A 21,908-nucleotide genomic window follows, 5' to 3' on the forward strand; every position below is an offset into this window, starting at 1 on the left:
GCCGTCAGCAGACGGCGGCATCAATGGCGCATCGGACGAAATCTCCTCGGTGAACTGAACGCGATGGTAGCAGAGCAAGTGGACGATGTCGAACCTGTCCCCCAAGTTGGACAGATTGTCCACCCGTGCGCGCGGCGGCGCACACAGGCTTATAATTTCGGCATGCACAGCCTGCGCAAATACCGCTTGCCTTACGGATGGGCCGCCCTCGCCGCGTTCCTGTTCGGGCTGTTCATGCCCGTCGCGGCCCATGCCGTCGGCGCCGACCAGCCGCGCACCGTCGTGCTCGAGATTTGCAGCGCCATGGGGACCAAGAGCATGCTCATGGTCGTGGACGGCGGGCTGGAAGACGCGGGCAAGGCCGTGCAGGACATGACGCATTGCGACCTGTGCTGCCCGCAGCATCACCTGCCCTTCGCGCCACCGCCCCAGCCGGGCTCCCTGCCCGCGCTTGACGCGGCGCGCGACACCCATCCTCCGCTGTTCTACCACGCGCCCGCGCCGCAGTTCGCGTGGTCGCCGCTGCAGTCGCGCGGACCGCCCCTCCTTCGTTCCTGACCGTCACCGTTCGTGTTCGCCGCGCCGGCAGGCTTGCCCGCGCGTGGACGCGCCATCGCACATCCGCCGGCAGCCGCATCGCCGGCGCACAGGAATAATCATGAACAAGATGTTTTCGCCACCGCAGGCGCCGGCCGCGCTCGCGCTGGCCGTACTCGCCCTCTCCCCGGCCCGGGCCCAGGAGCTGCCCACCGTCGAGATCAGCGCCGAGGCGCCGCGCGCCAACGGCTGGCTGCGGCTCGACACCCCGACTGAAACAGGCAGCCGTCTGGGCCTGAGCCCGCGCGAGACGCCGGCCAGCGTCACCCTGGTCGACCGCGCCCTGATCGACGCGCGCGGCGCCCAGGACACCCAGGAAATCCTGCGCGCCATTCCCGGCGTCACCGCCCACAACGCGCCGGGCAACATTGGCGTCACCTACCGCGGCTTCGGCAGCGGCTCGGTCAGCCAGCTGTTCAACGGCATCAACGTCCAGTACTCGATTGCCGCCCGGCCGGTGGACAGCTGGATCGTCGACCGCGTCGAGGCCATCGGCGGGCCATCCAGCTTCCTGTTCGGGTCCGGCGCCGTGGGCGGCTCGATCAACGTGCTGACCAAGCTGGCGCAGCGCCGCAACTTTTCCGAAGCGCGGCTGCGCCTGGGCACCCAGGACCTGGCGGAAGCCTCGGCCGGGCTGAACCGCCGCCTGGACACGGACGGCACGCACTACGGCCGCATCGACATCAACCAGCGCAAGGCCGGCGGCTGGACCGACGGGACCCGTTCGCGCGCCACCCAGCTGGCGGCCTCGATCCTGTCGAGCTACAGCCCCGCTTTCAGCCACACCCTGGCCTACGAATTCCAGCAGGAAGACGTGGACCGCCCCTACTGGGGCACGCCCCTGCTGAATCCCGTGGCCGCCACGCTGCGCATCGCCGAGCGGACCCGCTTCAAGAACTACAACAGCCGCGATGGGGTCTACGACCAGCGCGTACACTGGCTGCGCTCGATCGCCGAGTGGCGCCCGCTCGACGCCCTGCGCCTGACCAATACCGCCTATGTCTACGACGCGCTGCGCGACTACCGCAATGTCGAGACCTACCGCTTCAACCCGGCCAATACCGACGTGATCCGCTCCGCCATCCTGCTCCAGCGCCACGACCAGCGCCTGGTGGGCGACCGCATCGACGCTGTCTACCAGGGCAGCCTGCTGGGCCGACGCAGCGACTGGGCATTCGGCCTGGACCTGAGCGTCAACAAGCAGACCCGCTTCCCCAACAGCCTGCCGGTGACGGTGGGCACGGTCGATCCCTACGACTTCGTGACCGAGCGCTTCTTCGACCTGCCCGGCATGCTCCCGGGCTTCCGGCCCGACCGCGACAACAAGGTGAAGACCGCCGCGCTGTACGCCGAGAACCGCACCGCCCTGCTGCCCGCGCTGAACCTGGTGACGGCGCTGCGCCACGAGCGCATCGAGCTCGACCTGGCCAACCGGCGCGAGGTCACGGCCGCCAGCCCGGCCAGCTTCCAGCGTCGCTACCGTCCGACCACGGGCCGCATCGGCCTGGCGTGGGACCTGGCCCCAAGCGCGATGGCCTACGCCCAGTACGCCACGGCCGCCGATCCGCCTTCGGGCGTGCTGTCCACCGCCTCGTTCGCGGACGTGCGCAACAACAGCGAACTGACCGAAGGCCGCCAGGCTGAAATCGGCGCCAAGTTCGACTTCTGGGACGGCAAGGGCAGCGCCACGGTGGCGGCCTACGACATCACGCGCCGCAACATCGCCAGCCAGGACCCGGACAACAGCCTGCTCACGGTGCTGGTCGGCGAGCAGTCCTCGCGCGGGGTGGAGCTGTCGGCCGGCCTGCAGCCGGCGCGCGGCTGGTCGGTCCAGGGAAGCTGGACCTGGGTCGATGCCCAGTACGAGCGCTTCCGCCAGGGCGGCGTCTCGCTGGCGGGCCGCACGCCCACGAATACGCCGAAGACCGTGGCCAACCTGTGGGTGTCCTACGCCTTCAGCCCGCGGCTCAGGCTCGACGTGGGAGTACGGCGCGTGGGCAAGGTCTATGCCGACCCGGCGAATACCCTCGAATGGCCCGGCTATACCCTGGTCGACCTCGGCCTGCGCTACCAGCTGACCCGCCAGCTGTCGCTGGCCGCGCGCGTGCGCAACCTGCAGGACCGGGTGGTTGCCGCCAACGTCAACACCGGCATGGCCTACCTCGGCGCCCCGCGCACGGCGGACCTGGCGCTGCACCTGGACTTCTGACGGAGCGCGCCATGAAAAGCCAGACAAAGCGGCTGTTGTTCCTGGCGCACCGCTGGCTGGGCATCGTCATGTGCCTGCTGTTCGCGATGTGGTTCGTCTCGGGCGTGGTGATGATGTATGTCGGCTACCCCAAGCTGACCGAGTCCGAGCGCCTGCAGCACCTGCCGCGCCTGGACCCAGCGGCATCCCTGCTTGCACCGCAGGAGGCGCTGGCGCGCGCCGGCCTGCACGGGCCGCTGAAGGAGCTGCGCCTGAGCGCGGGCAGCGGGGGTCAGCCGGTCTACCTTGCGGCGCCCGGCGGCAAGGACACGGTGACCATCGACGCCCGCACCGGTGCGCGCCTGGGCGCGGCGGACGAGGCGCGCGCCCTGGCCAGCGCCGCCGCCTACGCCGGTCCGGCCACGGCCTTGCGCTACCTGGACACGATAGGCGAGGACGCCTTCACCCATTCGCGCGGCCTGGACGCGCACCGGCCGCTGCACCGGGTCCAGCTCATGGACCCGGGCTCCACCCTGCTCTACGTCTCCGGCAGCACCGGCGAAGTGGTGCGCGATGCGCCGCGCGCCGAGCGGCTGTGGAACTACGCGGGCGCCTGGATCCACTGGCTGTATCCCTTCCGCGGCAACGGCTTCGACCGCTACTGGGCCGGCATCGTGAACTGGCTGTCGATCGCGGGCATCGCCGCGGCCCTCAGCGGCACGGTCGTCGGCATCCTGCGCTGGCGTTTCCGGCGTCCCTACCGCAGCGGGGCGCGCACGCCCTACCCGGGTGCGATGATGCGCTGGCATCACATCGGCGGGCTGCTGTTCGCGCTGGTGACGATCACCTGGATCTTCAGCGGGCTGATGTCGATGAACCCGTGGCGCGTGTTCGACACCGGCGCGGCGCCGCTGCGCACCGGGCCGCTGGTGCTGTCGCCGCGCGCCGCCGCACCTGCCGCCCTGCTGGCGGCCGACGCCGGCATACGGGAGTTGAAGTGGACGCAAGCCCTTGGCCGGACCGTGGTGCTGGCCCGGGCGGCCGGCGGTCCGCCGCTAGTGCTGGACAGCGAAACGGGGGCGCCGTTAACCCTCGGCAGGGCCGCCCTCCTGCGCGAGGCCGCGCGCCTGCTGCCGGCGCCGGTGCTGCGCATCGAGGAACTCGGCGAGTACGACCTGTACTACTACGCGCGCGCCGACCACACGATGACGGGCGGCGGCGACAAGCCCCTGCCCATCCTGCGGGTGGTGTTCGGCGACGCCGAGGCCAGCTGGGTCCACCTCGATCCGCGCACCGGCGCGGTCGTCAACCGCGTCGACCGCGGCAAGCGCGCCAGCCGCTGGCTGTTCGCCATGCTGCACAGCTGGGACTGGCGTCCGCTGCTGGAGCGGCGGCCCTGGTGGGACCTGGTCCTGATCGTGCTGAGCGTGGGTGGAACCCTGCTCAGCGTGACCGGCGTGGTGATCGGCTGGCGCAGGCTGGGACGCAAGCTCTCGGTAGGGTTGGCGGCTTTGCCGCCGACGCGGCAGGCGGGGCTGCGCTGAGCCTTACTAGCTTCGCTTCCGCGAACGGGTCGTTGAACGCCGGCTGAACGCATCGGCGGCGGAGCCGCCGACCCTACGCATGTGTGCGGCATACTGATCCAGGAGCAACGCCGCAGCAGGCTGGGACGCAGATCCTCGGTAGGGTTGGCGGCTTTGCCGCCGACGCGTTCAACCGGCGATGCGGGCGACGTAGTGATCGGCCAGCAGCGCCGCAAACAGCAGCGCAAGGTAGATGACCGACCAGGCAAAAGCCTTGCGCGCCACCTGGTCGCTGTAGCGGCGGTGCACCAGCCAGGCGTGGCGCAGGAACACGGCGTTCAGCGCCGTCGCCGCCGCCAGGTAGAGCGCGCCGCTCATCCCCACCACCCACGGCAGGGCCGCGCCCAGCGCCAGCGCGATGCTGTAGCGCCACACCATGCGGCCGGTATGGTCCATGCCGTGCGTGACCGGCAGCATGGGCAGGCCGGAGCGCGCGTAATCCTCGCGCCGGTACATGGCCAGGGCCCAGAAGTGCGGCGGCGTCCACAGGAAGATGACCAGGACCAGCAGCCAGGCCTGCAGCGGCACCTCGCCGGCCACCGCGGCCCAGCCCAGCGCCGGCGGCATCGCGCCCGCCAGGCCGCCGATCACGATGTTCTGCGGGGTGTTCGGCTTGAGCAGGATGGTGTACACGAAGGCGTAGCCGATGAAGGTCGCCAGGGTCAGCCACATGGTCAGCGGATTCACCATCCAGTACAGGGCCGCCGCGCCCGCTCCGCCGATCAGGGCGGAAAAGCCGATGGTCTGGGCGCTCGTCAGCTCGCCGCGCGCGGTGGCGCGGCGGGCGGTGCGCGCCATGCGCGCGTCGACCTCGGCCTCGATCAGGCAATTCACCGCGAAGGCGGCGCCGGCCAGCAGCCAGATCCCGGACGCGCTCCAGAACAGCAGGCCCCAGCCGGGGAAGCCGTCGGTGGCCAGCAGGCTGCCGATGACGGCGCAGAACACGGTCAGGAGGGTGACGCGCGGCTTGGTCAGGGTCCAGTATTGCGCAAAGCGGCTGGCCGGCAGGACGCGGACGGCGCCGCCGCCGAGGGCGGTGTGAGAGTTCGGCATGGGATATTCGGTGGATGCGCCGCGGCTGAAGCGGTGGCGAAGCCGCCATCCTACTGTAAACGGGTGTGTCCGCGAGGTGGGCAAATCGTCCCATTGACGGACAGGCAAGCCTGTCCCGCTTTCGAACCGGCCTTGCCAATCGTGACACAGTCTGGAAAGCCGGCTTCCATGTAGGATGCGACACGAACGGGCTGGCGCAGCGCGCTTCTCGCATCATTTCCGGCAAACAGGCAATCAACATACTGCTTTCTGACGGAAAGAATCGTTTCCATCCCAAGCCCGCGCACCGTTGAAATAATTGGCGTTTACACAACGTTACTTCCAGTATGATGGACCGCGAACTCGTCGTTTTTTCTCTTTCAGGACTCTGCACAAGGAATGACGCATGACTACACAGACAAGGCGACTCGGCGGGTTCGACAAGGAAAAGCGCGTCGCTGCGGCGCCAGACGAACTCGCGGCACTACGCCATGAAATCGAGCAACGCATCGAATTCCTGCTGGCCGAGGGCGGCGGCCAGGCCGACCTCCTGACCCTGGCCATGCGCGCCGGCGCCTTGAGCTCAGGCAAGCGCATGCGTCCCCTGCTCATGATGCTGGTGGCGCGCGACCTGGGCTGCGCTTCGCCCGCGGTGCTCGATGTCGCCTGCGCCGTCGAACTGGTGCACGCGGCCTCGCTCATGCTTGACGACATGCCCTGCATGGACAATGCCCTGCTCCGGCGCGGCAAGCCCGCCATCCACGTGCAGTACGGTGAGGACGTGACCATCCTGGCCGCCGTCGCCCTGCTCAGCCGCGCCTTCGCCATCCTCGCCGCGATCCAGGACATCGATCCGCTCACCCGCACCCGGCTCGTGACCCGGCTGGCCGAGACGGTCGGCGCCCAGGGACTGGTGCGCGGCCAGTTCATGGACCTGCGCGGCGGCGCCCACTCGGAGGCCGAGATCGCCGCCACCAACGATCTCAAGACCGGCGTGCTGCTGGGCGTGGCGGTCGACATGGCCGCCATCCTGGCCCAGGCCGAGGATGGCGTCGGCCAGGCGCTGCGCGCCTTCGCGCTGGCGGCCGGCCAGGCCTTCCAGATCCGCGACGATTTCCAGGACGGGCCGGGCAACGACAGCGCCATTACCGGCAAGGACACCGGCAAGGATGCCGGCAAGGCCACCTTCGTCAACGCGCTCGGCATGGACGAGGCGCGGCGCCGCCTGGCGGCCCACCTGCACGAGGCCGACCGCCACCTGGGCGCCGCCCTCAAGGGCGCGCCGGCCTGCGAGCACCGGACCCGCCGCTTCGTGTGCGCCCTGTTCGCCCACGGCGTGCCGGAAGCGCGCTTCGCGCCGGAGATCGGCGCCCTGGCCTACGCCGACACGTCGGCCGGCGCCGCGCACGACGCCCGCGTCAACTGAGCATGGCGCATTTCGCCGTCGTCACGCCCGCCTTCTACAGCCATTTCAGCGCCATGTCGGCGCTCGCCGCCGAGCTGGTCGAGCGCGGGCACCGGGTCACCTTCCTGCACCGGCCGGACGCCGCGCAATGGGTGGGCGATGCGCGCATCGGCTTCCATGCGGTGGGCGCCGCCACCCATCCGCCCGGCTCGGTGGCGGCGGCGCTGCGCCGCGCCGCGAGCCCCGGCGGGCCGCTGGGCCTGCGCCGCGTGATCCTCGACATGGCCGACAGCACCACCATGCTGTGCCGCGAGCTGCCGGCGGCGCTGGAAGCCCTGCGCATTGACGCCGTGCTGGCCGACCAGATGGAGGCGGCCGGCGGCCTGGTGGCCGAAGCGCTCGGCCTGCCCTTCGTCTCGGTGGCCTGCGCGCTGCCGGTCAACCGCGAGCCGGGCGTTCCGCTGCCCGTGATGCCCTTCGAATTCGGCACCAGCGAGCGCCACCTCAGGATGGTCGAAGGCAGCACCCGCGTCTACGACTGGATGATGGGGCCGCACCGGCGCGCCATCGCGGCCCAGGCCCGCCGCTTCGGGCTGGGCGAACGCGACAACCTGCACCATGTCCTGTCGCCACTGGCCCAGGTCAGCCAGACTACCTCCGCCTTCGACTTCCCGCGCCGCGGCCTGCCCGCGCACTTCCACCACGTGGGACCGCTGCGTTTCACCCGCCGTTCGCCCGGCGCCAGGGACCGCGACTACTTTGTGCCGCAGGTGGCGAATGACCGGCCCTTCGTGTTCGCCTCGCTGGGCAGCATGCAGGGATCGCGCTTCGGCCTGTTCCGGCGCATCGTGCGCGCCTGCCGTGGTCTCGACGTGCAGCTGCTGGTGGCCCATTGCGGCGGCCTCGACGCGCACCAGGAGCAGGTGCTCAAGGGCGAAGGCGCGACCTGGGTCTGCGCCTTCGCGCAACAGGAAGCGGTGCTGGCGCGCGCCGACGCCGTGGTGTCGCACGCCGGCGTGAACACGGTGATGGATGCCATCGCGGCGCGCACGCCGATGCTGGCGCTGCCGATCGCCTTCGACCACCCCGGCATGGCGGCCAGGGTGGTGCACGCGGGGATCGGCCTGCGCATGTCGCCGCGCCTTGCGAGCGCATCGGCCATCCGGCAAGGCGTTCGCCGGCTGCTGGACGAACCCGGATTCCGCCAGCGCATCGAGCCGCTGGCCGACAATCTGGACCAGGCCGGCGGTACGCCGCGCGCCGCCGACATCGTCGAGAGCGCGCTGCGGCTGCGGCGCGTACCGGACAGCGTGGCCTGCCTTGGATAAGCCTTACGACCTGATCCTGGTGGGCGGGGGCCTGGCCAACGGCCTGATCGCCTGGCGCCTGAAAGCGCGCCAGCCGGCTTTGCGCATCCTGCTGCTGGAGCAGGCGGACAGCATCGGCGGCAACCATACATGGTCCTTCCACGACGGCGACCTCGATCCCGCCCAGCGCCAGTGGATCGGGCCGCTGGTCTCGGCGCGCTGGCCGCGCTACGAGGTGGTGTTTCCGCTCTACGCGCGCACCCTCGACAGCGGCTACGCCAGCATCGCCTCGCAGGACTTCGCACGCGTGATCGCCCCCGCGCTGGGCGAGTCGCTGCGCCTGGACACCCGCATCGACAGCCTGGCCCCCACCAGCGTGCGCCTGGCGGGCGGCGAGACGCTGCATGCGCGCGCCGTCATCGACGGGCGCGGCATGCGCCCCAGCAGCCGCCTGGCGCTGGGCTACCAGACCTTCCTCGGCCAGGAAGTGCGCCTGGAATGGCCGCACGGCCTCAAGGCGCCGATCCTGATGGACGCCAGCGTCGAGCAGCAAGGCGGCTACCGCTTCGTCTACGTGCTGCCCTTCGGTCCCGACCGGCTGCTGATCGAGGACACGCATTACGTCGACACCGGGCGCCTGGAACCGGAACGCCTGCGCGCCAACATCGCGGCCTATGCGCGCCGCCAGGAATGGGAAATCGCCGAGGTGCTGCGCGAAGAACAGGGTTCGCTACCCATCGTGCTGGCGGGCGAGTTCGACCAGTTCTGGGACGACCTGCAAGGCCAGCCCTGCTCCGGCCTGCGCGCGGGCCTGTTCCATTCCACCACCGGCTATTCGCTGCCGCACGCGGTACGGCTGGCCGAGCGCATCGCCGCCCTGCCGGACTTCGACGCGCCGCGGCTGTTCGCGCTCATCCGCGACGAGGCGCGCCGCGAATGGCAGCGCCAGCGCTTCTTCCGCCTGCTCAACCGCATGCTGTTCCTGGCCGGCAGCCCGGACCACCGCTGGCGCGTGATGCAGCGCTTCTACCGCCTGCCGGCGCCCTTGATCGCCCGCTTCTACGCCGGCCGCCCCAGCCTCCAGGACAAGGCGCGCCTGTTGTCGGGCAAGCCGCCTGTGCCGCTGCTGGCAGCCCTGGCGGCCGCCTGCAAGATCTACCCCCGTCACATCGCCAAGCACATCGGAAACCAAGAATGAACGCCACCAAGAAAGCCGTCGTCATCGGGGCCGGGTTCGGCGGCCTGGCCCTCGCCATCCGCCTGCAGGCCAGAGGCGTGCAGACCACCCTGCTGGAAAAGCGCGACAAGCCGGGCGGGCGCGCCTATGTCTACGAAGACCAGGGCTTCGTGTTCGACGCCGGCCCCACCGTCATCACCGACCCTTCCGCCATCGAAGAGCTGTTCACCCTGGCCGGCAAGCGCATGGCCGACTATGTCGAGATGCTCGAAGTGGCGCCGTTCTACCGCCTGTGCTGGGAGGACGGCAGCCACTTCGACTACGCCAACGACCAGGAAGCGCTCGACCGCCAGATCCACGCCCGCAACCCGGCCGACGTGGCGGGCTACCACCGCTTCCTGGCCTATTCGAAGGCCGTGTTCGAGGAAGGCTATGTCAAGCTGGGCGCCGTGCCCTTCCTGTCCTTCCGCGACATGATCCAGGCCGGCCCGCAGCTGGCGCGCCTGCAGGCCTGGCGCAGCGTGTACGGCATCGTCTCGCGCTTCATCCAGGACGATCACCTGCGCCAGGCCTTTTCCTTCCACTCGCTGCTGGTGGGCGGCAACCCCTTCGCCACCTCGTCGATCTACACCCTGATCCACGCGCTCGAGCGGCGCTGGGGCGTATGGTTCCCGCGCGGCGGCACCGGCGCGCTGGTGCGCGGCCTGGTGCGCCTGTTCGAGGACCTGGGCGGACGCATCGAACTGAACGCGCCCGTGGCCCGCATCGAGACCGGCGCCGACCGGGTGAGCGGCGTGCGCCTGGAGGACGGACGCCTGTTCGCCGCCGACGCCGTGGCCTCGAACGCCGATGTGGTGCACACCTACGCGTCGCTGCTGGGCCAGCACCCGCGCGGCAGCGCGGAGGCGAACAGCCTGCGCAAGAAGCGCTTCAGCAATTCGCTGTTCGTGCTCTACTTCGGGCTGGACCACCACCACAAGCAGCTCCAGCACCACACCGTCTGCTTCGGGCCACGCTACCGCGAGCTGATCAAGGATATCTTCCAGGGCGACACCCTGGCCGAGGACTTCTCGCTCTACCTGCACGCGCCCTGCGTCACCGACCCCTCGCTGGCGCCGCCCGGCTGCGGCAGCCACTACGTGCTGGCGCCGGTGCCGCACCTGGGCAACGCGCCGATCGACTGGGAAGTCGAAGGGCCGCTGTACCGCGACCGCATCTTCGACTACCTGGAGCGGCGCTACATGCCGGGCCTGCGCAGCCAGCTGGTCACCAGCCGCATCTTCACCCCGCTCGACTTCCGCGACCAGCTCAACGCCCACCTGGGCTCGGCCTTCTCGCTGGAGCCGATTCTGACCCAAAGCGCCTGGTTCCGTCCGCACAACCGCGACGCCCACCTGCCCAACCTCTACCTGGTGGGCGCCGGCACCCATCCGGGCGCCGGCGTGCCGGGCGTGATCGGCTCGGCCAAGGCCACGGCGGGCCTGATGCTGGACGAGGTGGCGCCATGAGCGAAGCCCTGCTCGACCACGCCACCCAGACCATCGCGGTCGGCTCCAAGAGCTTCGCGGCGGCCGCCAGGCTGTTCGACCCCGCCACACGGCGCAGCGTGCTGATGCTCTACGCGTGGTGCCGCCACTGCGACGACGTCGTCGACGGCCAGGAACTTGGCTTCGGCGCCGGCGCCAAGGCGCACGACGCGCGGCGCGAGCTGGACCAGCTGGTCGAGCAGACCCGCCGCGCCTACCTGGGCGAGACCATGCGCGACCCGGCCTTCGCCGCCTTCCAGGAAGTGGCGTTGCGCCACGCGATGCCACCGCGCTTCGCCTTCGACCACCTGGCCGGTTTCGCGATGGACGTCGAGGGGGCGCACTACGAGACCATCGACGACACCCTGCGCTACTGCTACCACGTGGCGGGCGTGGTCGGGCTGATGATGGCCTCGATCATGGGCGTGAAGGACGCGGCGGTGCTGGACCGCGCCTGCGACCTGGGCCTGGCCTTCCAGCTGACGAACATCGCACGCGACATCATCGAGGATGCGCAGAACGGCCGCTGCTACCTGCCGGCGCAATGGCTGCGCGAGGCGGGCATCCCACAGGACGAGCTGGCGCTGCCGCGGCACCGCGCGGCGCTGGCGCGGGTGGCCGCGCGCCTGGTCGAGCATGCCGAGCCCTATTACGCGTCGGCCAGCGTCGGCCTCCAGGGCCTGCCCCTGCGCTCGGCCTGGGCCATCGCCAGCGCGCGCAATGTCTACCGCCAGATCGGCATCGTGGTGAAGCGGCGCGGAGCCAGCGCCTGGGACACGCGCTGCGGCACCTCGAAGGCGGAGAAACTATGGCTGCTGGGGAAAGGCGGCGTGGCCGCGCTCAGTTCACGTCTTCGCGCGGCGCCGGCGCGTCCGGACGGCCTGTGGCGGCGGCCGGGCGCGGCGCACGGAGCGGGCCTGGATGCCGCGCTTGCAGTTGACGCTTGAGCTGTTCGACCGGCGGCGCGTACAGGAAGCCAAAGGACACGGCGCCCTCCTTGCCCTCGACCGCATGGTGCATGCGGTGCGCCTGGTACAGGCGCTTGAGGTAGCCGCGCTTGGGCACATAGCGGAACGGCCAGCGGCGGTGCACCAGGCCGTCGTGGGCGACGAAGTACAGGAAGCCGTAGGCGGTCATGCCGGCGCCGATCCATTCGAGCGGATGGGCGCCTTCGGTGCCGAACCAGATCAGGGCGATGGCGACGCCCGCGAAGACCACGGCGTACAGGTCGTTCTTCTCGAACCAGCCGGTGCGCGGCGCATGGTGCGAACGGTGCCAGCCCCAGCCGAAGCCGTGCATGATGTACTTGTGCGCGACGATGGAAAACAGCTCCATGAACACGACGGTGAGCACGACGATGAAGGCATTCCACAACATGTTCAGGCAAGCGGATCGGCAAGGAAGGGAATGCCACAGCCTACCATATCGGCGCCGGCGCACGCTTCGCCCTGGCGCCTGTGCATGACAAACACGGTTCAACATCTCGACAGGACTTCCATGACCCGATTTTCCAGGCTGCTGCAAGCCGCCATCCTCCTCCTGCCGGCCGCCGCGTCGGCCGCCGCGACCATCGAAGTGCGCGTCTCGAACGTCGCCGCCGGCAAGGGCACGGTCAACGTGGCGGTGTGCGACAAGGAGCGCTTCCTGAAGCAATGCGCCTACAGCGCCTCGGCCCCCGCCGCGGCCGCCGAGACCGTCGTGCGCATCGAAGGCGTGCCGCCCGGGACCTGGGCAGTGCTGGCCTACCAGGACGTCAACCAGAACAAGGAACTGGACCGCAACGTGCTCGGCATCCCCAAGGAGAACTACGGGTTCAGCCGGGATGCGCGGGGCAGCTTCGGGCCGCCCAGCTTCGATGCGGCGGCGATCCAGGTAAGCGGCGACACGGCGGCCGCCGCGATCAAGCTGCGCTAAGGTCGCACAGGAATGGCAGGGCGTGCTCCAGCAAGGCCTGCGGCGCCTCTTCCGGAATATAGTGGCCGCACGCCAGGGCTTCGCCGCTCACGTCGTCCGCGACCCGGCGCCATTCCTTCAGCGGCTCGAAGCAGCGGTGCACCACGCCCTGCTCGCCCCACAGCACCAGCAGCGGCATCCGCAGGCGCCTGCCCGCGTCGCGGTCGAGGCGGTCGTGTTCCAGGTCGATGCCGGCCGAGGCCCGGTAGTCCTCGCAGATGCCGTGGGCCGTGCCGGGCAGCGCCAGGCAGCGCCGGTACTCGGCGAGCGCGCGCGGGTCGAAAGGCGCCAGGCCGCTGCTGCGGCGGCCCATCACATCCGTGACATAGGCCCCCGGATCGGCCTCGATCAGGCGCTCGGGCAGCGGCGCCGGCTGGATCAGGAAGAACCAGTGCCAGTAGGCGCGCGCGAAGGCTTCGCCGGTCTGTTCGTACATGGCGAGCGTTGGCGCGATGTCGAGCAGCACCATGCGCTCGACCGCCGCCGGGTGGTCGAGGGCCAGGCGGTGGGCGACGCGGGCGCCGCGGTCGTGGGCCAGCACGCCGAAGCGTTCGAAACCCAGCTGGCGCATGACCGCCAGCATGTCGGCCGCCATGCTGCGCTTGCTGTAGTTGCCGTGGTCGCCCTCGCCCACCGGCTTGGACGAATCGCCGTAGCCGCGCAAGTCGCAGGCAACCACCGTGAAATGCCGGGCCAGTTCCGGCGCCACGCGGTGCCAGATGGCGTGGGTCTGCGGGTGGCCGTGCAGGAGCAGGAGCGGCGCGCCGGCGCCGCCGATCACGGCCTGGATGCCCACGCCCGGGCTGGTCTCGAAGCGCTGCGTGCGAAATGCTGGAAACAGGGTGCTGGTCATACGTTTCACTTCCATCGTGTCTTGGTCGGTATCCATGCTGCACAGCAATTTTCACAAAGCTGCCGCAAAAGAACCATCATGTTCAGGCGAACGAGGCATACTTAGGTCCAGCCAGGGGCTGGAGCAGCAGCCATCATACCGTGCGGCCCGAGGACTGTTCAGCCTGTCCTGCGGGCGTCGAGGAGAGCGTTCGGATGAACAATTCTGACCAGGCGCACAGCTTGCCGGACTTCGAACTGGTATTCCAGGGCACGCCCATGCCCTACCTGCTCCTGCGCCCCGACCTGCACATTGTCGCCGTCAACGACGCCTACCTGGAAGCGACCCGCACCACCCGCCGGCACCTGCTCGGCCTGCACCTCTTCGACGCCTTCCCCGACAACCCGGCAGACCCGGCGGCAACCGGCGTGAGCAACCTGCGCGCCTCCCTCGACTGGGTGCTGGCGCACAAGGCCGCGCACCGCATGGACATCCAGAAGTACGACATTCCCGTCCGCGATTCGCCGCACGGGGAGTTCGTCGAGAAATACTGGTCTCCACTGAACACGCCCGTGCTCTCGGCCGCCGGCGACGTCCTCTACATCATCCACCAGGTGGAAGACGTCACCGAGCAGACCCTGAAACAGCAGGCGGCCGAGGCGGGCGAGGCGCGCTTCCGGCAGATTGCCGACGCCATGCCGCAAATCGTCTGGTCGGCCCTGCCGGACGGCTACCACGACTATTTCAACCAGCAGTGGTACGACTTCGTCGGCGCCCCCGAGGGCAGCACCGCCGGCGAGGCCTGGAGCGCCCTCTTCCATCCGGACGACATGAAGGAAGCCTGGGTGCGCTGGGCGCACAGCCTCAGGACGGGCGAGCCCTACGAAGTCGAGTACCGGTTGCTGCACCATTCCGGCCAGTACCGCTGGGTGCTCGGACGCGCCCTGCCGGTACGCAGCGAAGCCGGCGACATCGTCCGCTGGATGGGCACCTGCACCGACATCCATGACTGGAAAGTAGTCCAGGACAAGCTCGAGGACATGCAGTACCGGCTCGAGGCCGCCCTCAGCGCGGCGGAAATCGGCACCTGGACCTGGAACATGCGCGAGGACCGGGTCTATGCCGACCGCAACCTGACCCGCCTGTTCGAGGTGACCGAGGAGGAAGCCAATGGCGGGCCGATCGGGGCTTACCTGGGTCACATCCACCCCGATGACGTCGAGTCGGTCAGGAAGGACGTGGCGGACGTGCTCGTCAGCGGCGACTTTTACGAGAGCTTCTACCGGCTAGTGCGCGCCGATGGCAGCGTGCGCCACATCCACGCGCGCGGCAAGGTGTACCACGACGCCGAGGGCAGGCCGACCTGGCTGCCCGGCGTGGCGCTCGACATCACCCAGCAGAAGCTGGCGGAGGCGGCGCGCTCCCGGACCGAGTCGAAGTTCCGCGCGATTGCCGAATCGAACGCGATCGGCATTGTCCAGTATGGCAAGGACGGCAGCCTGATCGAGCCGAACGAGGCATTCCTCGCCATGCTGGGACAAACCGGCCAGGACTTCTCGAACGGCAGCGCCAACTGGGACAAGCTCACCGCCGCATCCAGCGAGTTCAGGCAGCGGTGGGCGGAACTCTGCAGCAAAGGCTTGATCGAACCTTTCGAGACCGAGTTTTGCCGGCCCGACGGATCGCGCCTGCCGGTGTACATCGGCGCCGCCAACTTCGACCGCACCGGCTGCGAAGGCATTGCCTATGTGCTCGACGTCAGCGCGGCGAAGAAGGCGCAGCTGGCGGTGGCGGAAAGCGAAGCCAAGTTCCGCACCCTGGCGGAAAACATTCCGCAGCTGGCCTGGATGGCGGCGCCGGACGGGACCATCTTCTGGTTCAACAACCGCTGGCTGGCCTATACCGGCAAGACCCTGGACGAGATGCGCGACTGGGGCTGGGAAACGGTGCACCACCCGGACCATGTCGAGCGGGTGAAGGCAAAGTACGTCGACGCCATCGTGACGCGGCAGGTGGTCTGGGAAGACACCTTCCCCTTGCGCGATGCCGCCGGCAACTATCGCTGGTTCCTGTCGCGAGCGGTGCCGATCCGGCGCCCGGACGGCGAGATCCTGCACTGGCTGGGCACGAATACCGACGTCACCGTGCAGCGCGAGGCCGAGGCGGCGCTGGAACAGGCCAACCGGCGCAAGGACGATTTCCTGGCGATGCTGGCGCACGAGCTGCGCAATCCGCTGGCGCCGATCAGCACGGCGGCCCAGCTGCTCAAGCTGCCGGGCCAGGGCGAAGCGGTGGTCAAGCGCGCCAGCGAGATGATCGGGCGCCAGGTGAAGCACCTGACCGAGCTGGTCGACGACCTGCTCGACGTGTCGCGCGTGACGCGCGGCCTGGTATCGATCGACAAGCGCGAGGTCGACGTCAAGCAGGTGATCAGCAATGCGGTTGAACAATCTTCGCCGGTGATCGAATCGCGCCAGCATACGCTGAGCATGCGGCTGGCGTCGGCGCATCCGTTCGTCTTGGGCGACAACACCCGGCTGGTGCAGGTGCTGACCAACCTGCTGAACAACGCGGCCAAGTACACGCCGCAAGGCGGGGAGATCCGGCTGGCGATGGAGATCCACGACGCACAGGTGTCGCTCAGCGTGAGCGACAACGGCATCGGCATGGATGCGGCGCTGCTGCCGACGGTGTTCGACCTGTTCACGCAGGCGGAACGCACGCCCGACCGCTCGCAGGGCGGCCTGGGCCTGGGTCTGGCCCTGGTCAAGAGCATCGTCCAGTTGCATGGTGGGGAGGTGATGGCGCAGAGCGAGGGGCCGGGCAAAGGGAGCTGCTTCACCGTGCTATTGCCATTGCTGGAAAAACGGCGGGCTGCGGACCTGGCTGCCGATCACGGCGCTGCGGGTGAGGCGTCGCCACTGCGCATTTTGCTCGTGGACGATAACCAGGATGCGGCGCAGTCACTGGCGGCGGTGCTGCAATCCTACGGTCACGCCGTGACGGTGAGTGCGGATGCCCATGAAGCACTGGAACAGGCGCACGCGGCGCCGCCGGATGTGTTCTTGCTGGATATCGGGCTGCCGGACATGGATGGCTACGAGCTGTCGCGGCGGCTGCACGCCTGCCCGGAAAGCCGGAACGCCACCTACGTGGCGGTAACCGGCTACGGGCAGGCGCACGACAAGGTGCTGGCCAAGGCGGCGGGCTTCGACCACTACTTCGTCAAGCCCGTGGATTTGCCTGCCCTGCAGGACGTGCTGGCGGCGAATGGCAGGGGGCGGCACGTCGAGCACCACTGAGCGCCTGGCGCCGCTGGCAAGTCGTACACTCAGGCCAGGCGTTCCGCCGCCTGGCGCACCCGCTGGCCGAAGAGCAGCGCGGTGCGCATGTCGCCCGGCACCATCTCGTCGGTCGATGCATTGGACGGGGTGGCGGTTGCCAGGCCGGCGAAGGACGACAGGTAGTTCACGTCGTCGCGCTGCGCCTCCTTGGCGTTACTCGGCATCATGCCCGTGCCGACCCAGACCATGCCGTGCTGCTGGGCCAGGGTGAACATGGTGTACAGCGTGGTCTGCTTGTCGCCCGCCACCGAGGCAGAATTGGTGAACGCAGCGCCCAGCTTGTCCTTCCAGCCCTGGGCCGCCCAGACCTTCGAGGACTGGTCGGCGAACTTCTTGAACTGCCAGCTGACGTTGCCCATGTAGGTCGGCGTGCCGAACACGATGGCGTCGGCTGCGGCCAGCTGTTCCCACCCGCCTTCGGGCAGGTTGCCTTCCGCATCGATGGCGAGCAGGGCGCCGCGGCTGCCTTCGGCGACCGCTTCGGCGACCCTGCGGGTATGGCCGTAGCCGCTATGGAAAACGATGACGATGGATTTGCTCATGATGGTTCTCCCGTATCAGATCGAGCGCTTGGCGGCCGCCTCGCGCTGGCGGCGCTTGGTGACGGCTTCGCCGCCGTGGCCCCAGTTGTCGGTATTGACTTCGTCGATCACGACGAAGGTGCTTTCGGGGTCCTTGTTCAGGACATTCACCATCAGGTCGGTCGCGCCGGCGATCATGGCTTCCTTCTGCGCCTTGGTGACGCCTTCGTCGGTCACCTGGATAAGGATGTAGGGCATGCTGTTCTCCTGGTAAGGGTTGTCTGTCGGCGCCTGCATCGTCGAGGCAGCGCGCCGTCCATGGACCGAACTATAGGAAGCCCGGGGCGCCAGAAAAAGATGGGATGGAGCAAGACAATCAATACATCATGTAATGAATCGCCTTGAGCGCCTGCCGCTTGGCGAACGAATCCATCCATGCTTCCTCGGCACCGGCTACGGGCGGCATTCGTAACACCATGGAACAGGTTTTTTGCGGCCCGGCCGCCTACTCAGGCCAGGCCGGCTCCACTACATTGGCGCCATATCCTCTCCGTTAAGCCAGTCTCTGCTATTGAAGAAGGAGTATCGCCATGACGCCCCTCCCTGTAACCCCATTCCCGGCGGAACAGATCTCGCCGGACGGCTCCGGACTCGCCCACCACCCCGGTTTCCAGCGCCTGTTCCGGCCCGGAGAACTGACGGTCGGCCTCATCCTGCCTTTGGAAACCCATCCGCGCCGTCCGGCGCCGACGATGGCCGGCCACCTGCAGATGGCCAGGCGCGCCGAGCAGCTCGGCTTCGGCGCGCTGTGGATGCGGGATGTGCCCTTCTACGACCCGGCCTATGGCGACGTGGGCCAGGTCTACGAGCCCATGGTCTACATGGCTTACCTGGCGGCGGCAACCACGCGAATCGTGCTCGGCACGGCCGGCATCGTGCTGCCGACCCGTGAACCACTGATCCTGGCGAAGCAGGCGACCTCCCTCGACCAGCTCAGCGGAGGCAGGCTCGTGCTCGGCCTGTCGTCCGGGGACAGAACCAGCGATTACCCGATGTTCGGGATCGACTTCGCGAGCCGCGGCGAACGCTACCGCGAAGCCTATGGCGTGCTGCGGTCCGTGACCGAGGAGCGCTTCCCGGCCTATGTGTCCGAGCATTTCGGCCGCGCCGGCGGCTCCCTCGAACTGGTGCCGCGGCCCGCGTTCGGACGCATTCCTTCGATCGCCGTCGGCCGGTCGCAGCAATCGCTCGCATGGCTGGCCGAGCACCTCGACGGCCACCTGGCCTTCGTTCCCGCGCCGGAAGAACTTGCGCCGCTGGTCCGGCTGTGGCGTACGGAAGTGGCGCGCGCCGCGGGCGAGGCGGCGTTCAAGCCCATCGGCATCGGCGGCTTCTTCGACCTGAGCGACGATCCCGACCAACCCTTCCAGCGCATCCATGGCGGCTTTCGCGCAGGGCGGAACGGCCTGCGCGACTACCTGCTGCTGGCGCGCGAAGCCGGCGTATCGCACATGGCCCTGAATCCGAAGGTGAGCCGCCAGCCCTATGCGGAAATCATGGACCAGCTCAGCGAGTCCGTGCTGCCGGTGTTTCCGGCGCTGGCCTGAACCTGGCTGCCAGCCATGTTTCTCATGCTCGTCCGTGGAGGTGACGGCGGACGTTCCAGGCCCCGACTCGTTACATGATGTATCAATTCTCTTGAGCTAATCCCTATTTATCGTGGTTTCACGCAAAAGTATAGTTTCTCCACCGCAGCTCGAACGCTGCATCGACCCTACACCGAAGGAGAAACAAATGAGTTCGCAAGCAAAGACCGTCATCGTCACCGGCGCATCCAGCGGCATCGGCTTCGCCATCGCCCAGGCCTACCTGGCGCGCGGCTACAACGTCGTCGGCAACGCCCGCACCGAGGCCCGCCTGCAGGCCGCGGCAGCCCAGCTCGGCAATCCGGCAAACTTCGCCGGCGTGGCCGGCGACATCGCCGACCCAGCCACCAGCAAGGCCCTGTTCGAGCGCGCCATCGAGCGCTTCGGCCAGGTCGACATCCTGGTCAACAACGCCGGCATCTTCATCGCCAAGCCGGTCGCCGACTACACCCAGGACGACGTCGACGCGATCATCGCCACCAACCTCAAGGGCTTCTTCTATCCCTCGCAGCGCGCGGCCGAGCACATGGCGGCGCGCAAGCAGGGCCAGATCATCAATATCACGGCAAGCGTCGCGATGCAGCCCAACCTCAAGGTGCCGGCGCTGCTCCCGGTGCTCATCAAGGGCGGCCTGAACCAGGCGACCCGCGCACTGGCGCTGGAGCTGGCGGCGGCCAACGTGAAGGTGAACTCCGTCGCACCGGGCATCATCGAAACGCCGCTGCACGGCGACTACGAGGGCGCGCGCGCCTTCCTGAATTCGCTCGCCCCGACCGGCACCACCGGCGCCACCCAGGACGTGGTCGACGCCGTGCTGTACCTGAGCGATGCCGGCTTCACGACCGGCGTGGTCCTGCCCGTCGATGGCGGCGCCACCACCGGCGTCTGGTAAGCAGCGGACACAAGGAGAACGACATGAGACTGATCTACGCTGGCGACCCGATGTGCTCCTGGTGCTACGGCTTCGGCAAGGAGCTGAGCGCCTTGATGACCCTGCATCCCGGTTTGCGGCTGGACATCGTCGTGGGCGGCGTACGCGCCGGCGCCACCGACCTCCTCGACGATGCCGGGAAAGCTTTCCGTCTTAACCACTGGGAGCGCGTGGAGGCCAACAGCGGCCTGCCCTTCAACCGCGAAGCGTTCCTGGCCCGCGAGAATTTCGTCTACGACACCGAGCCAGTGTGCCGCGCGGTCGTCGCCGCCCGCAGGATCGCGCCGCAGGCGGACCTGCTGGCGGTGTTCCGCGCGCTGCAGGCGGCCTTCTATGCCGAGGGCCGTGATACCACCGACGGCCGCGTGCTTGCGCAAGTGGTCGCGGAGGCGCTTGGCGCACAGGGCTTCCTTTTCGATGCCGACCATGTGCATGACGTCTGGAGCGCGCCCGGCACGCTGGCCGAGACCCGCTCCGACTTCCGGTTTGTCCGTACGCTCGGGGTACGCAGTTTCCCTGCGCTGTTGCTGGAAGTGGATGGACAGGTCAAGGAAGTCAGCCCTGGCTATGCCCACGTTGGAGTGCTCGACCATCACCTGCGCAACTTGCTGGCCCAGGTCCATCGACCGGCGATCGAGAGGGCGTAGAAATGCGATGCGCAGGCATTAAATAAAAAATGGCCACCCAAGGGTGGCCATTTTCCATTTGTATTCTTGGCGGAGAGAGGGGGATTCGAACCCCCGATAGGCTATGAACCTATACACGCTTTCCAGGCGTGCGACTTAAACCACTCATCCATCTCTCCTGATGGGTTTTCGTGGGTGTCCCACGAAGCCCCCTATTATAGCAAGGATTTCCAGCTCGACAAGGGTGTTCGCCCAAAGTCATGCGGACGGGCCGGCTGGCCAGCGCCGGCGCCAGGGGCGCAGGACGTGGCGCACCGGGTTGACCTGGGTGCCGACCTCCTCCTCGCCGATCAGGCCGCGCCGCTTCAGGTGGCGCAGCGCCACCTGGACGGCGGATTTCGACAGGCCAGTCTTGACGGCGATGGTCTGCAGGCTGGCGGGGACCTGGTCGCGGCCGAGGGCGTGAGCGCTGTGCAGCAGGTAGAGGTAGACCACGAAAGCGGCCGGGCGGCGGTCGTGGCCGACCAGGTCGGGCATCAGGACGTCGAAGACGTAGGCGTCCATTTCTGACTGACGGGTAGTCATGGATACTATAGTTTTTAAAATCACACGGGTGGCGATGGTGCCACGATAATGCCGGCTGGTGCAACCAGACAGGCATGGCTTTTCATGATTACTCAACTTAAATTCGTCAGCATTCCGGTCGCGGACCAGGACCGCGCCCTCGCCTTCTATACCGAGAAGCTCGGCTTCGATATCGCGACCGACCAGCCGATGGGGCCGGGCAAGCGCTGGATCGAGCTGCGCGTTGCGAGTTCGGGGACGCGGGTGGTGCTGTTCACCATGGATGGGCAGGAGGACCGGATCGGGACCTTCTTCAATGGGGCGTTTGCTTGCGATAACGTGGAGGCGACCTACCGGCAGTTGAGCGGGCGCGGGGTGGAGTTTTTGGAGGGGCCGACGGCGCAGCCGTGGGGGACGTTTGCCAAGTTCAGGGATTCGGAGGGGAATACGTTTGTGTTGTCGTCGGGGTGAGAATTCATACCGGCGATAAGACGACGCGGCGACGCGGAGGGTGGTTGGACGCGTGGACGGGGGACCCGTCCACCCTACGCACGGCGGAGCGGCGGCCGGTTGGACGTGGGGGGGGGGGGGGGGGCCCCCCCCCCGCGGGGGGGGGGGGGGGGGGGGGGGGGGGGGGGGGGGGGGGGGGGGGGGGGGGGGGGGGGGGCGGCGGGCG

Annotated in this window: 20 protein-coding genes and 1 tRNA gene; 14 read left to right on the top strand and 7 right to left on the bottom strand. The window is 68.6% G+C overall.

Going from position 1 to position 21,908, the window contains the following annotated elements; translation table 11 throughout:
• Positions 1-186 precede the first annotated feature (186 nt).
• The 3 genes from KBW98_RS17320 to KBW98_RS17330 all read left to right on the top strand — a co-directional run bounded on the left by KBW98_RS17320 (position 187) and on the right by KBW98_RS17330 (position 4,329).
• Entirely contained in the window at positions 187-558 is a 372-nt protein-coding gene (locus tag KBW98_RS17320) for a DUF2946 domain-containing protein (protein WP_229429253.1), read from the top strand.
• Positions 559-658: 100 nt separating this feature from the next.
• A complete protein-coding gene (locus tag KBW98_RS17325; RefSeq protein ID WP_211521407.1) occupies positions 659-2,806 on the top strand; it encodes a TonB-dependent siderophore receptor in 2,148 nt (715 codons plus the stop codon).
• Between the two features lie 11 nt (positions 2,807-2,817).
• Complete coding sequence (locus tag KBW98_RS17330) at positions 2,818-4,329, top strand: PepSY domain-containing protein (protein WP_211521408.1); 1,512 nt, start codon at positions 2,818-2,820, stop codon at positions 4,327-4,329.
• A gap of 168 nt (positions 4,330-4,497) precedes the next feature.
• On the opposite strand, the gene cyoE is transcribed toward KBW98_RS17330, so the two are convergent.
• Positions 4,498-5,421, bottom strand: coding sequence for a heme o synthase (gene cyoE, locus KBW98_RS17335; RefSeq protein WP_211521409.1), 924 nt, complete (start codon positions 5,419-5,421; stop codon positions 4,498-4,500).
• Between the two features lie 385 nt (positions 5,422-5,806).
• Between cyoE and KBW98_RS17340 the strand changes: the two genes are divergently transcribed.
• From KBW98_RS17340 to crtB, 5 genes are read left to right on the top strand one after another with little or no spacing between them, the layout of a single operon-like run.
• Positions 5,807-6,826: a polyprenyl synthetase family protein gene (locus tag KBW98_RS17340; protein WP_211521410.1), complete on the top strand. Its 1,020-nt coding sequence runs from the start codon at positions 5,807-5,809 to the stop codon at positions 6,824-6,826.
• A 2-nt stretch (positions 6,827-6,828) separates the two neighbouring features.
• Entirely contained in the window at positions 6,829-8,133 is a 1,305-nt protein-coding gene (locus tag KBW98_RS17345; RefSeq protein WP_211521411.1) for a glycosyltransferase, read from the top strand.
• A complete protein-coding gene (gene crtY / locus KBW98_RS17350; protein WP_211521412.1) occupies positions 8,126-9,310 on the top strand; it encodes a lycopene beta-cyclase CrtY in 1,185 nt (394 codons plus the stop codon). The genes KBW98_RS17345 and crtY overlap by 8 nt, the downstream gene beginning before the upstream one ends.
• Complete coding sequence (locus KBW98_RS17355; RefSeq protein ID WP_211521413.1) at positions 9,307-10,797, top strand: phytoene desaturase; 1,491 nt, start codon at positions 9,307-9,309, stop codon at positions 10,795-10,797. Before crtY ends, KBW98_RS17355 begins: the two co-directional genes overlap by 4 nt.
• Entirely contained in the window at positions 10,794-11,762 is a 969-nt protein-coding gene (crtB, locus tag KBW98_RS17360) for a 15-cis-phytoene synthase CrtB (protein WP_211521414.1), read from the top strand. Before KBW98_RS17355 ends, crtB begins: the two co-directional genes overlap by 4 nt.
• Here the strand turns inward: crtB and KBW98_RS17365 are convergent.
• Positions 11,656-12,192, bottom strand: a complete 537-nt coding sequence (locus KBW98_RS17365) for a sterol desaturase family protein (RefSeq protein ID WP_211521415.1) — start codon at positions 12,190-12,192, stop codon at positions 11,656-11,658. The genes crtB and KBW98_RS17365 overlap by 107 nt on opposite strands.
• A 120-nt stretch (positions 12,193-12,312) precedes the next feature.
• Between KBW98_RS17365 and KBW98_RS17370 the strand changes: the two genes are divergently transcribed.
• On the top strand, positions 12,313-12,729 hold the full coding sequence (locus KBW98_RS17370; RefSeq protein ID WP_211521416.1) for a DUF2141 domain-containing protein: 417 nt from the start codon (positions 12,313-12,315) through the stop codon (positions 12,727-12,729).
• Here the strand turns inward: KBW98_RS17370 and KBW98_RS17375 are convergent.
• The gene (locus tag KBW98_RS17375; RefSeq protein ID WP_211521427.1) at positions 12,716-13,621 is read right to left on the bottom strand and encodes an alpha/beta fold hydrolase; all 906 of its coding nucleotides are present in this window, start codon (positions 13,619-13,621) and stop codon (positions 12,716-12,718) included. The genes KBW98_RS17370 and KBW98_RS17375 overlap by 14 nt on opposite strands.
• Positions 13,622-13,815: 194 nt before the next feature.
• On the opposite strand from KBW98_RS17375, the gene KBW98_RS17380 reads away from it, so the two are divergent.
• The gene (locus tag KBW98_RS17380; RefSeq protein WP_211521417.1) at positions 13,816-16,902 is read left to right on the top strand and encodes a PAS domain-containing protein; all 3,087 of its coding nucleotides are present in this window, start codon (positions 13,816-13,818) and stop codon (positions 16,900-16,902) included.
• Between the two features lie 29 nt (positions 16,903-16,931).
• Here the strand turns inward: KBW98_RS17380 and KBW98_RS17385 are convergent, their stop codons facing one another.
• Both KBW98_RS17385 and KBW98_RS17390 read right to left on the bottom strand, forming a co-directional pair.
• On the bottom strand, positions 16,932-17,486 hold the full coding sequence (locus KBW98_RS17385; RefSeq protein ID WP_211521418.1) for a flavodoxin family protein: 555 nt from the start codon (positions 17,484-17,486) through the stop codon (positions 16,932-16,934).
• Between the two features lie 15 nt (positions 17,487-17,501).
• A complete protein-coding gene (locus KBW98_RS17390) occupies positions 17,502-17,723 on the bottom strand; it encodes a 2-hydroxymuconate tautomerase family protein (RefSeq protein WP_211521419.1) in 222 nt (73 codons plus the stop codon).
• 332 nt (positions 17,724-18,055) lie between these two features.
• On the opposite strand from KBW98_RS17390, the gene KBW98_RS17395 reads away from it, so the two are divergent.
• The 3 genes from KBW98_RS17395 (at position 18,056) to KBW98_RS17405 (ending at position 20,689) form a co-directional block, all read left to right on the top strand.
• The gene (locus KBW98_RS17395; RefSeq protein ID WP_211521420.1) at positions 18,056-19,072 is read left to right on the top strand and encodes an LLM class oxidoreductase; all 1,017 of its coding nucleotides are present in this window, start codon (positions 18,056-18,058) and stop codon (positions 19,070-19,072) included.
• 187 nt (positions 19,073-19,259) lie between these two features.
• Complete coding sequence (locus KBW98_RS17400; protein ID WP_211521421.1) at positions 19,260-20,003, top strand: SDR family NAD(P)-dependent oxidoreductase; 744 nt, start codon at positions 19,260-19,262, stop codon at positions 20,001-20,003.
• Positions 20,004-20,026: 23 nt separating this feature from the next.
• Complete coding sequence (locus KBW98_RS17405; protein ID WP_211521422.1) at positions 20,027-20,689, top strand: DsbA family protein; 663 nt, start codon at positions 20,027-20,029, stop codon at positions 20,687-20,689.
• A 67-nt stretch (positions 20,690-20,756) separates the two neighbouring features.
• Here the strand turns inward: KBW98_RS17405 and KBW98_RS17410 are convergent.
• Both KBW98_RS17410 and KBW98_RS17415 read right to left on the bottom strand, forming a co-directional pair.
• Positions 20,757-20,847, bottom strand: a tRNA-Ser gene (locus KBW98_RS17410).
• 79 nt (positions 20,848-20,926) lie between these two features.
• On the bottom strand, positions 20,927-21,253 hold the full coding sequence (locus tag KBW98_RS17415; RefSeq protein ID WP_211521423.1) for a helix-turn-helix domain-containing protein: 327 nt from the start codon (positions 21,251-21,253) through the stop codon (positions 20,927-20,929).
• An 84-nt stretch (positions 21,254-21,337) separates the two neighbouring features.
• Between KBW98_RS17415 and KBW98_RS17420 the strand changes: the two genes are divergently transcribed.
• Positions 21,338-21,703: a VOC family protein gene (locus KBW98_RS17420; protein WP_211521424.1), complete on the top strand. Its 366-nt coding sequence runs from the start codon at positions 21,338-21,340 to the stop codon at positions 21,701-21,703.
• The last annotated feature ends 205 nt before the right edge of the window (positions 21,704-21,908 follow it).

Origin of the sequence: Massilia sp. ST3 (assembly GCF_018119405.1) — a bacterium.
Classification (GTDB): domain Bacteria; phylum Pseudomonadota; class Gammaproteobacteria; order Burkholderiales; family Burkholderiaceae_D; genus Telluria.

What these genes read in the sequence shown, in the direction of transcription:
- KBW98_RS17380 (WP_211521417.1), top strand. Translation starts at nt 13,816, where the DNA reads ATGAACAATTCTGACCAGGCGCACAGCTTGCCGGACTTCGAACTGGTA.
- KBW98_RS17420 (WP_211521424.1), top strand. Translation starts at nt 21,338, where the DNA reads ATGATTACTCAACTTAAATTCGTCAGCATTCCGGTCGCGGACCAGGAC.
- KBW98_RS17415 (WP_211521423.1), bottom strand. Translation starts at nt 21,253, where the DNA reads ATGACTACCCGTCAGTCAGAAATGGACGCCTACGTCTTCGACGTCCTG.
- KBW98_RS17355 (WP_211521413.1), top strand. Translation starts at nt 9,307, where the DNA reads ATGAACGCCACCAAGAAAGCCGTCGTCATCGGGGCCGGGTTCGGCGGC.
- KBW98_RS17325 (WP_211521407.1), top strand. Translation starts at nt 659, where the DNA reads ATGAACAAGATGTTTTCGCCACCGCAGGCGCCGGCCGCGCTCGCGCTG.
- KBW98_RS17395 (WP_211521420.1), top strand. Translation starts at nt 18,056, where the DNA reads ATGACGCCCCTCCCTGTAACCCCATTCCCGGCGGAACAGATCTCGCCG.
- KBW98_RS17405 (WP_211521422.1), top strand. Translation starts at nt 20,027, where the DNA reads ATGAGACTGATCTACGCTGGCGACCCGATGTGCTCCTGGTGCTACGGC.
- crtB (WP_211521414.1), top strand. Translation starts at nt 10,794, where the DNA reads ATGAGCGAAGCCCTGCTCGACCACGCCACCCAGACCATCGCGGTCGGC.
- KBW98_RS17375 (WP_211521427.1), bottom strand. Translation starts at nt 13,621, where the DNA reads ATGACCAGCACCCTGTTTCCAGCATTTCGCACGCAGCGCTTCGAGACC.
- KBW98_RS17370 (WP_211521416.1), top strand. Translation starts at nt 12,313, where the DNA reads ATGACCCGATTTTCCAGGCTGCTGCAAGCCGCCATCCTCCTCCTGCCG.
- KBW98_RS17400 (WP_211521421.1), top strand. Translation starts at nt 19,260, where the DNA reads ATGAGTTCGCAAGCAAAGACCGTCATCGTCACCGGCGCATCCAGCGGC.
- KBW98_RS17385 (WP_211521418.1), bottom strand. Translation starts at nt 17,486, where the DNA reads ATGAGCAAATCCATCGTCATCGTTTTCCATAGCGGCTACGGCCATACC.
- cyoE (WP_211521409.1), bottom strand. Translation starts at nt 5,421, where the DNA reads ATGCCGAACTCTCACACCGCCCTCGGCGGCGGCGCCGTCCGCGTCCTG.
- KBW98_RS17340 (WP_211521410.1), top strand. Translation starts at nt 5,807, where the DNA reads ATGACTACACAGACAAGGCGACTCGGCGGGTTCGACAAGGAAAAGCGC.
- KBW98_RS17330 (WP_211521408.1), top strand. Translation starts at nt 2,818, where the DNA reads ATGAAAAGCCAGACAAAGCGGCTGTTGTTCCTGGCGCACCGCTGGCTG.
- KBW98_RS17365 (WP_211521415.1), bottom strand. Translation starts at nt 12,192, where the DNA reads ATGTTGTGGAATGCCTTCATCGTCGTGCTCACCGTCGTGTTCATGGAG.
- KBW98_RS17345 (WP_211521411.1), top strand. Translation starts at nt 6,829, where the DNA reads ATGGCGCATTTCGCCGTCGTCACGCCCGCCTTCTACAGCCATTTCAGC.
- KBW98_RS17390 (WP_211521419.1), bottom strand. Translation starts at nt 17,723, where the DNA reads ATGCCCTACATCCTTATCCAGGTGACCGACGAAGGCGTCACCAAGGCG.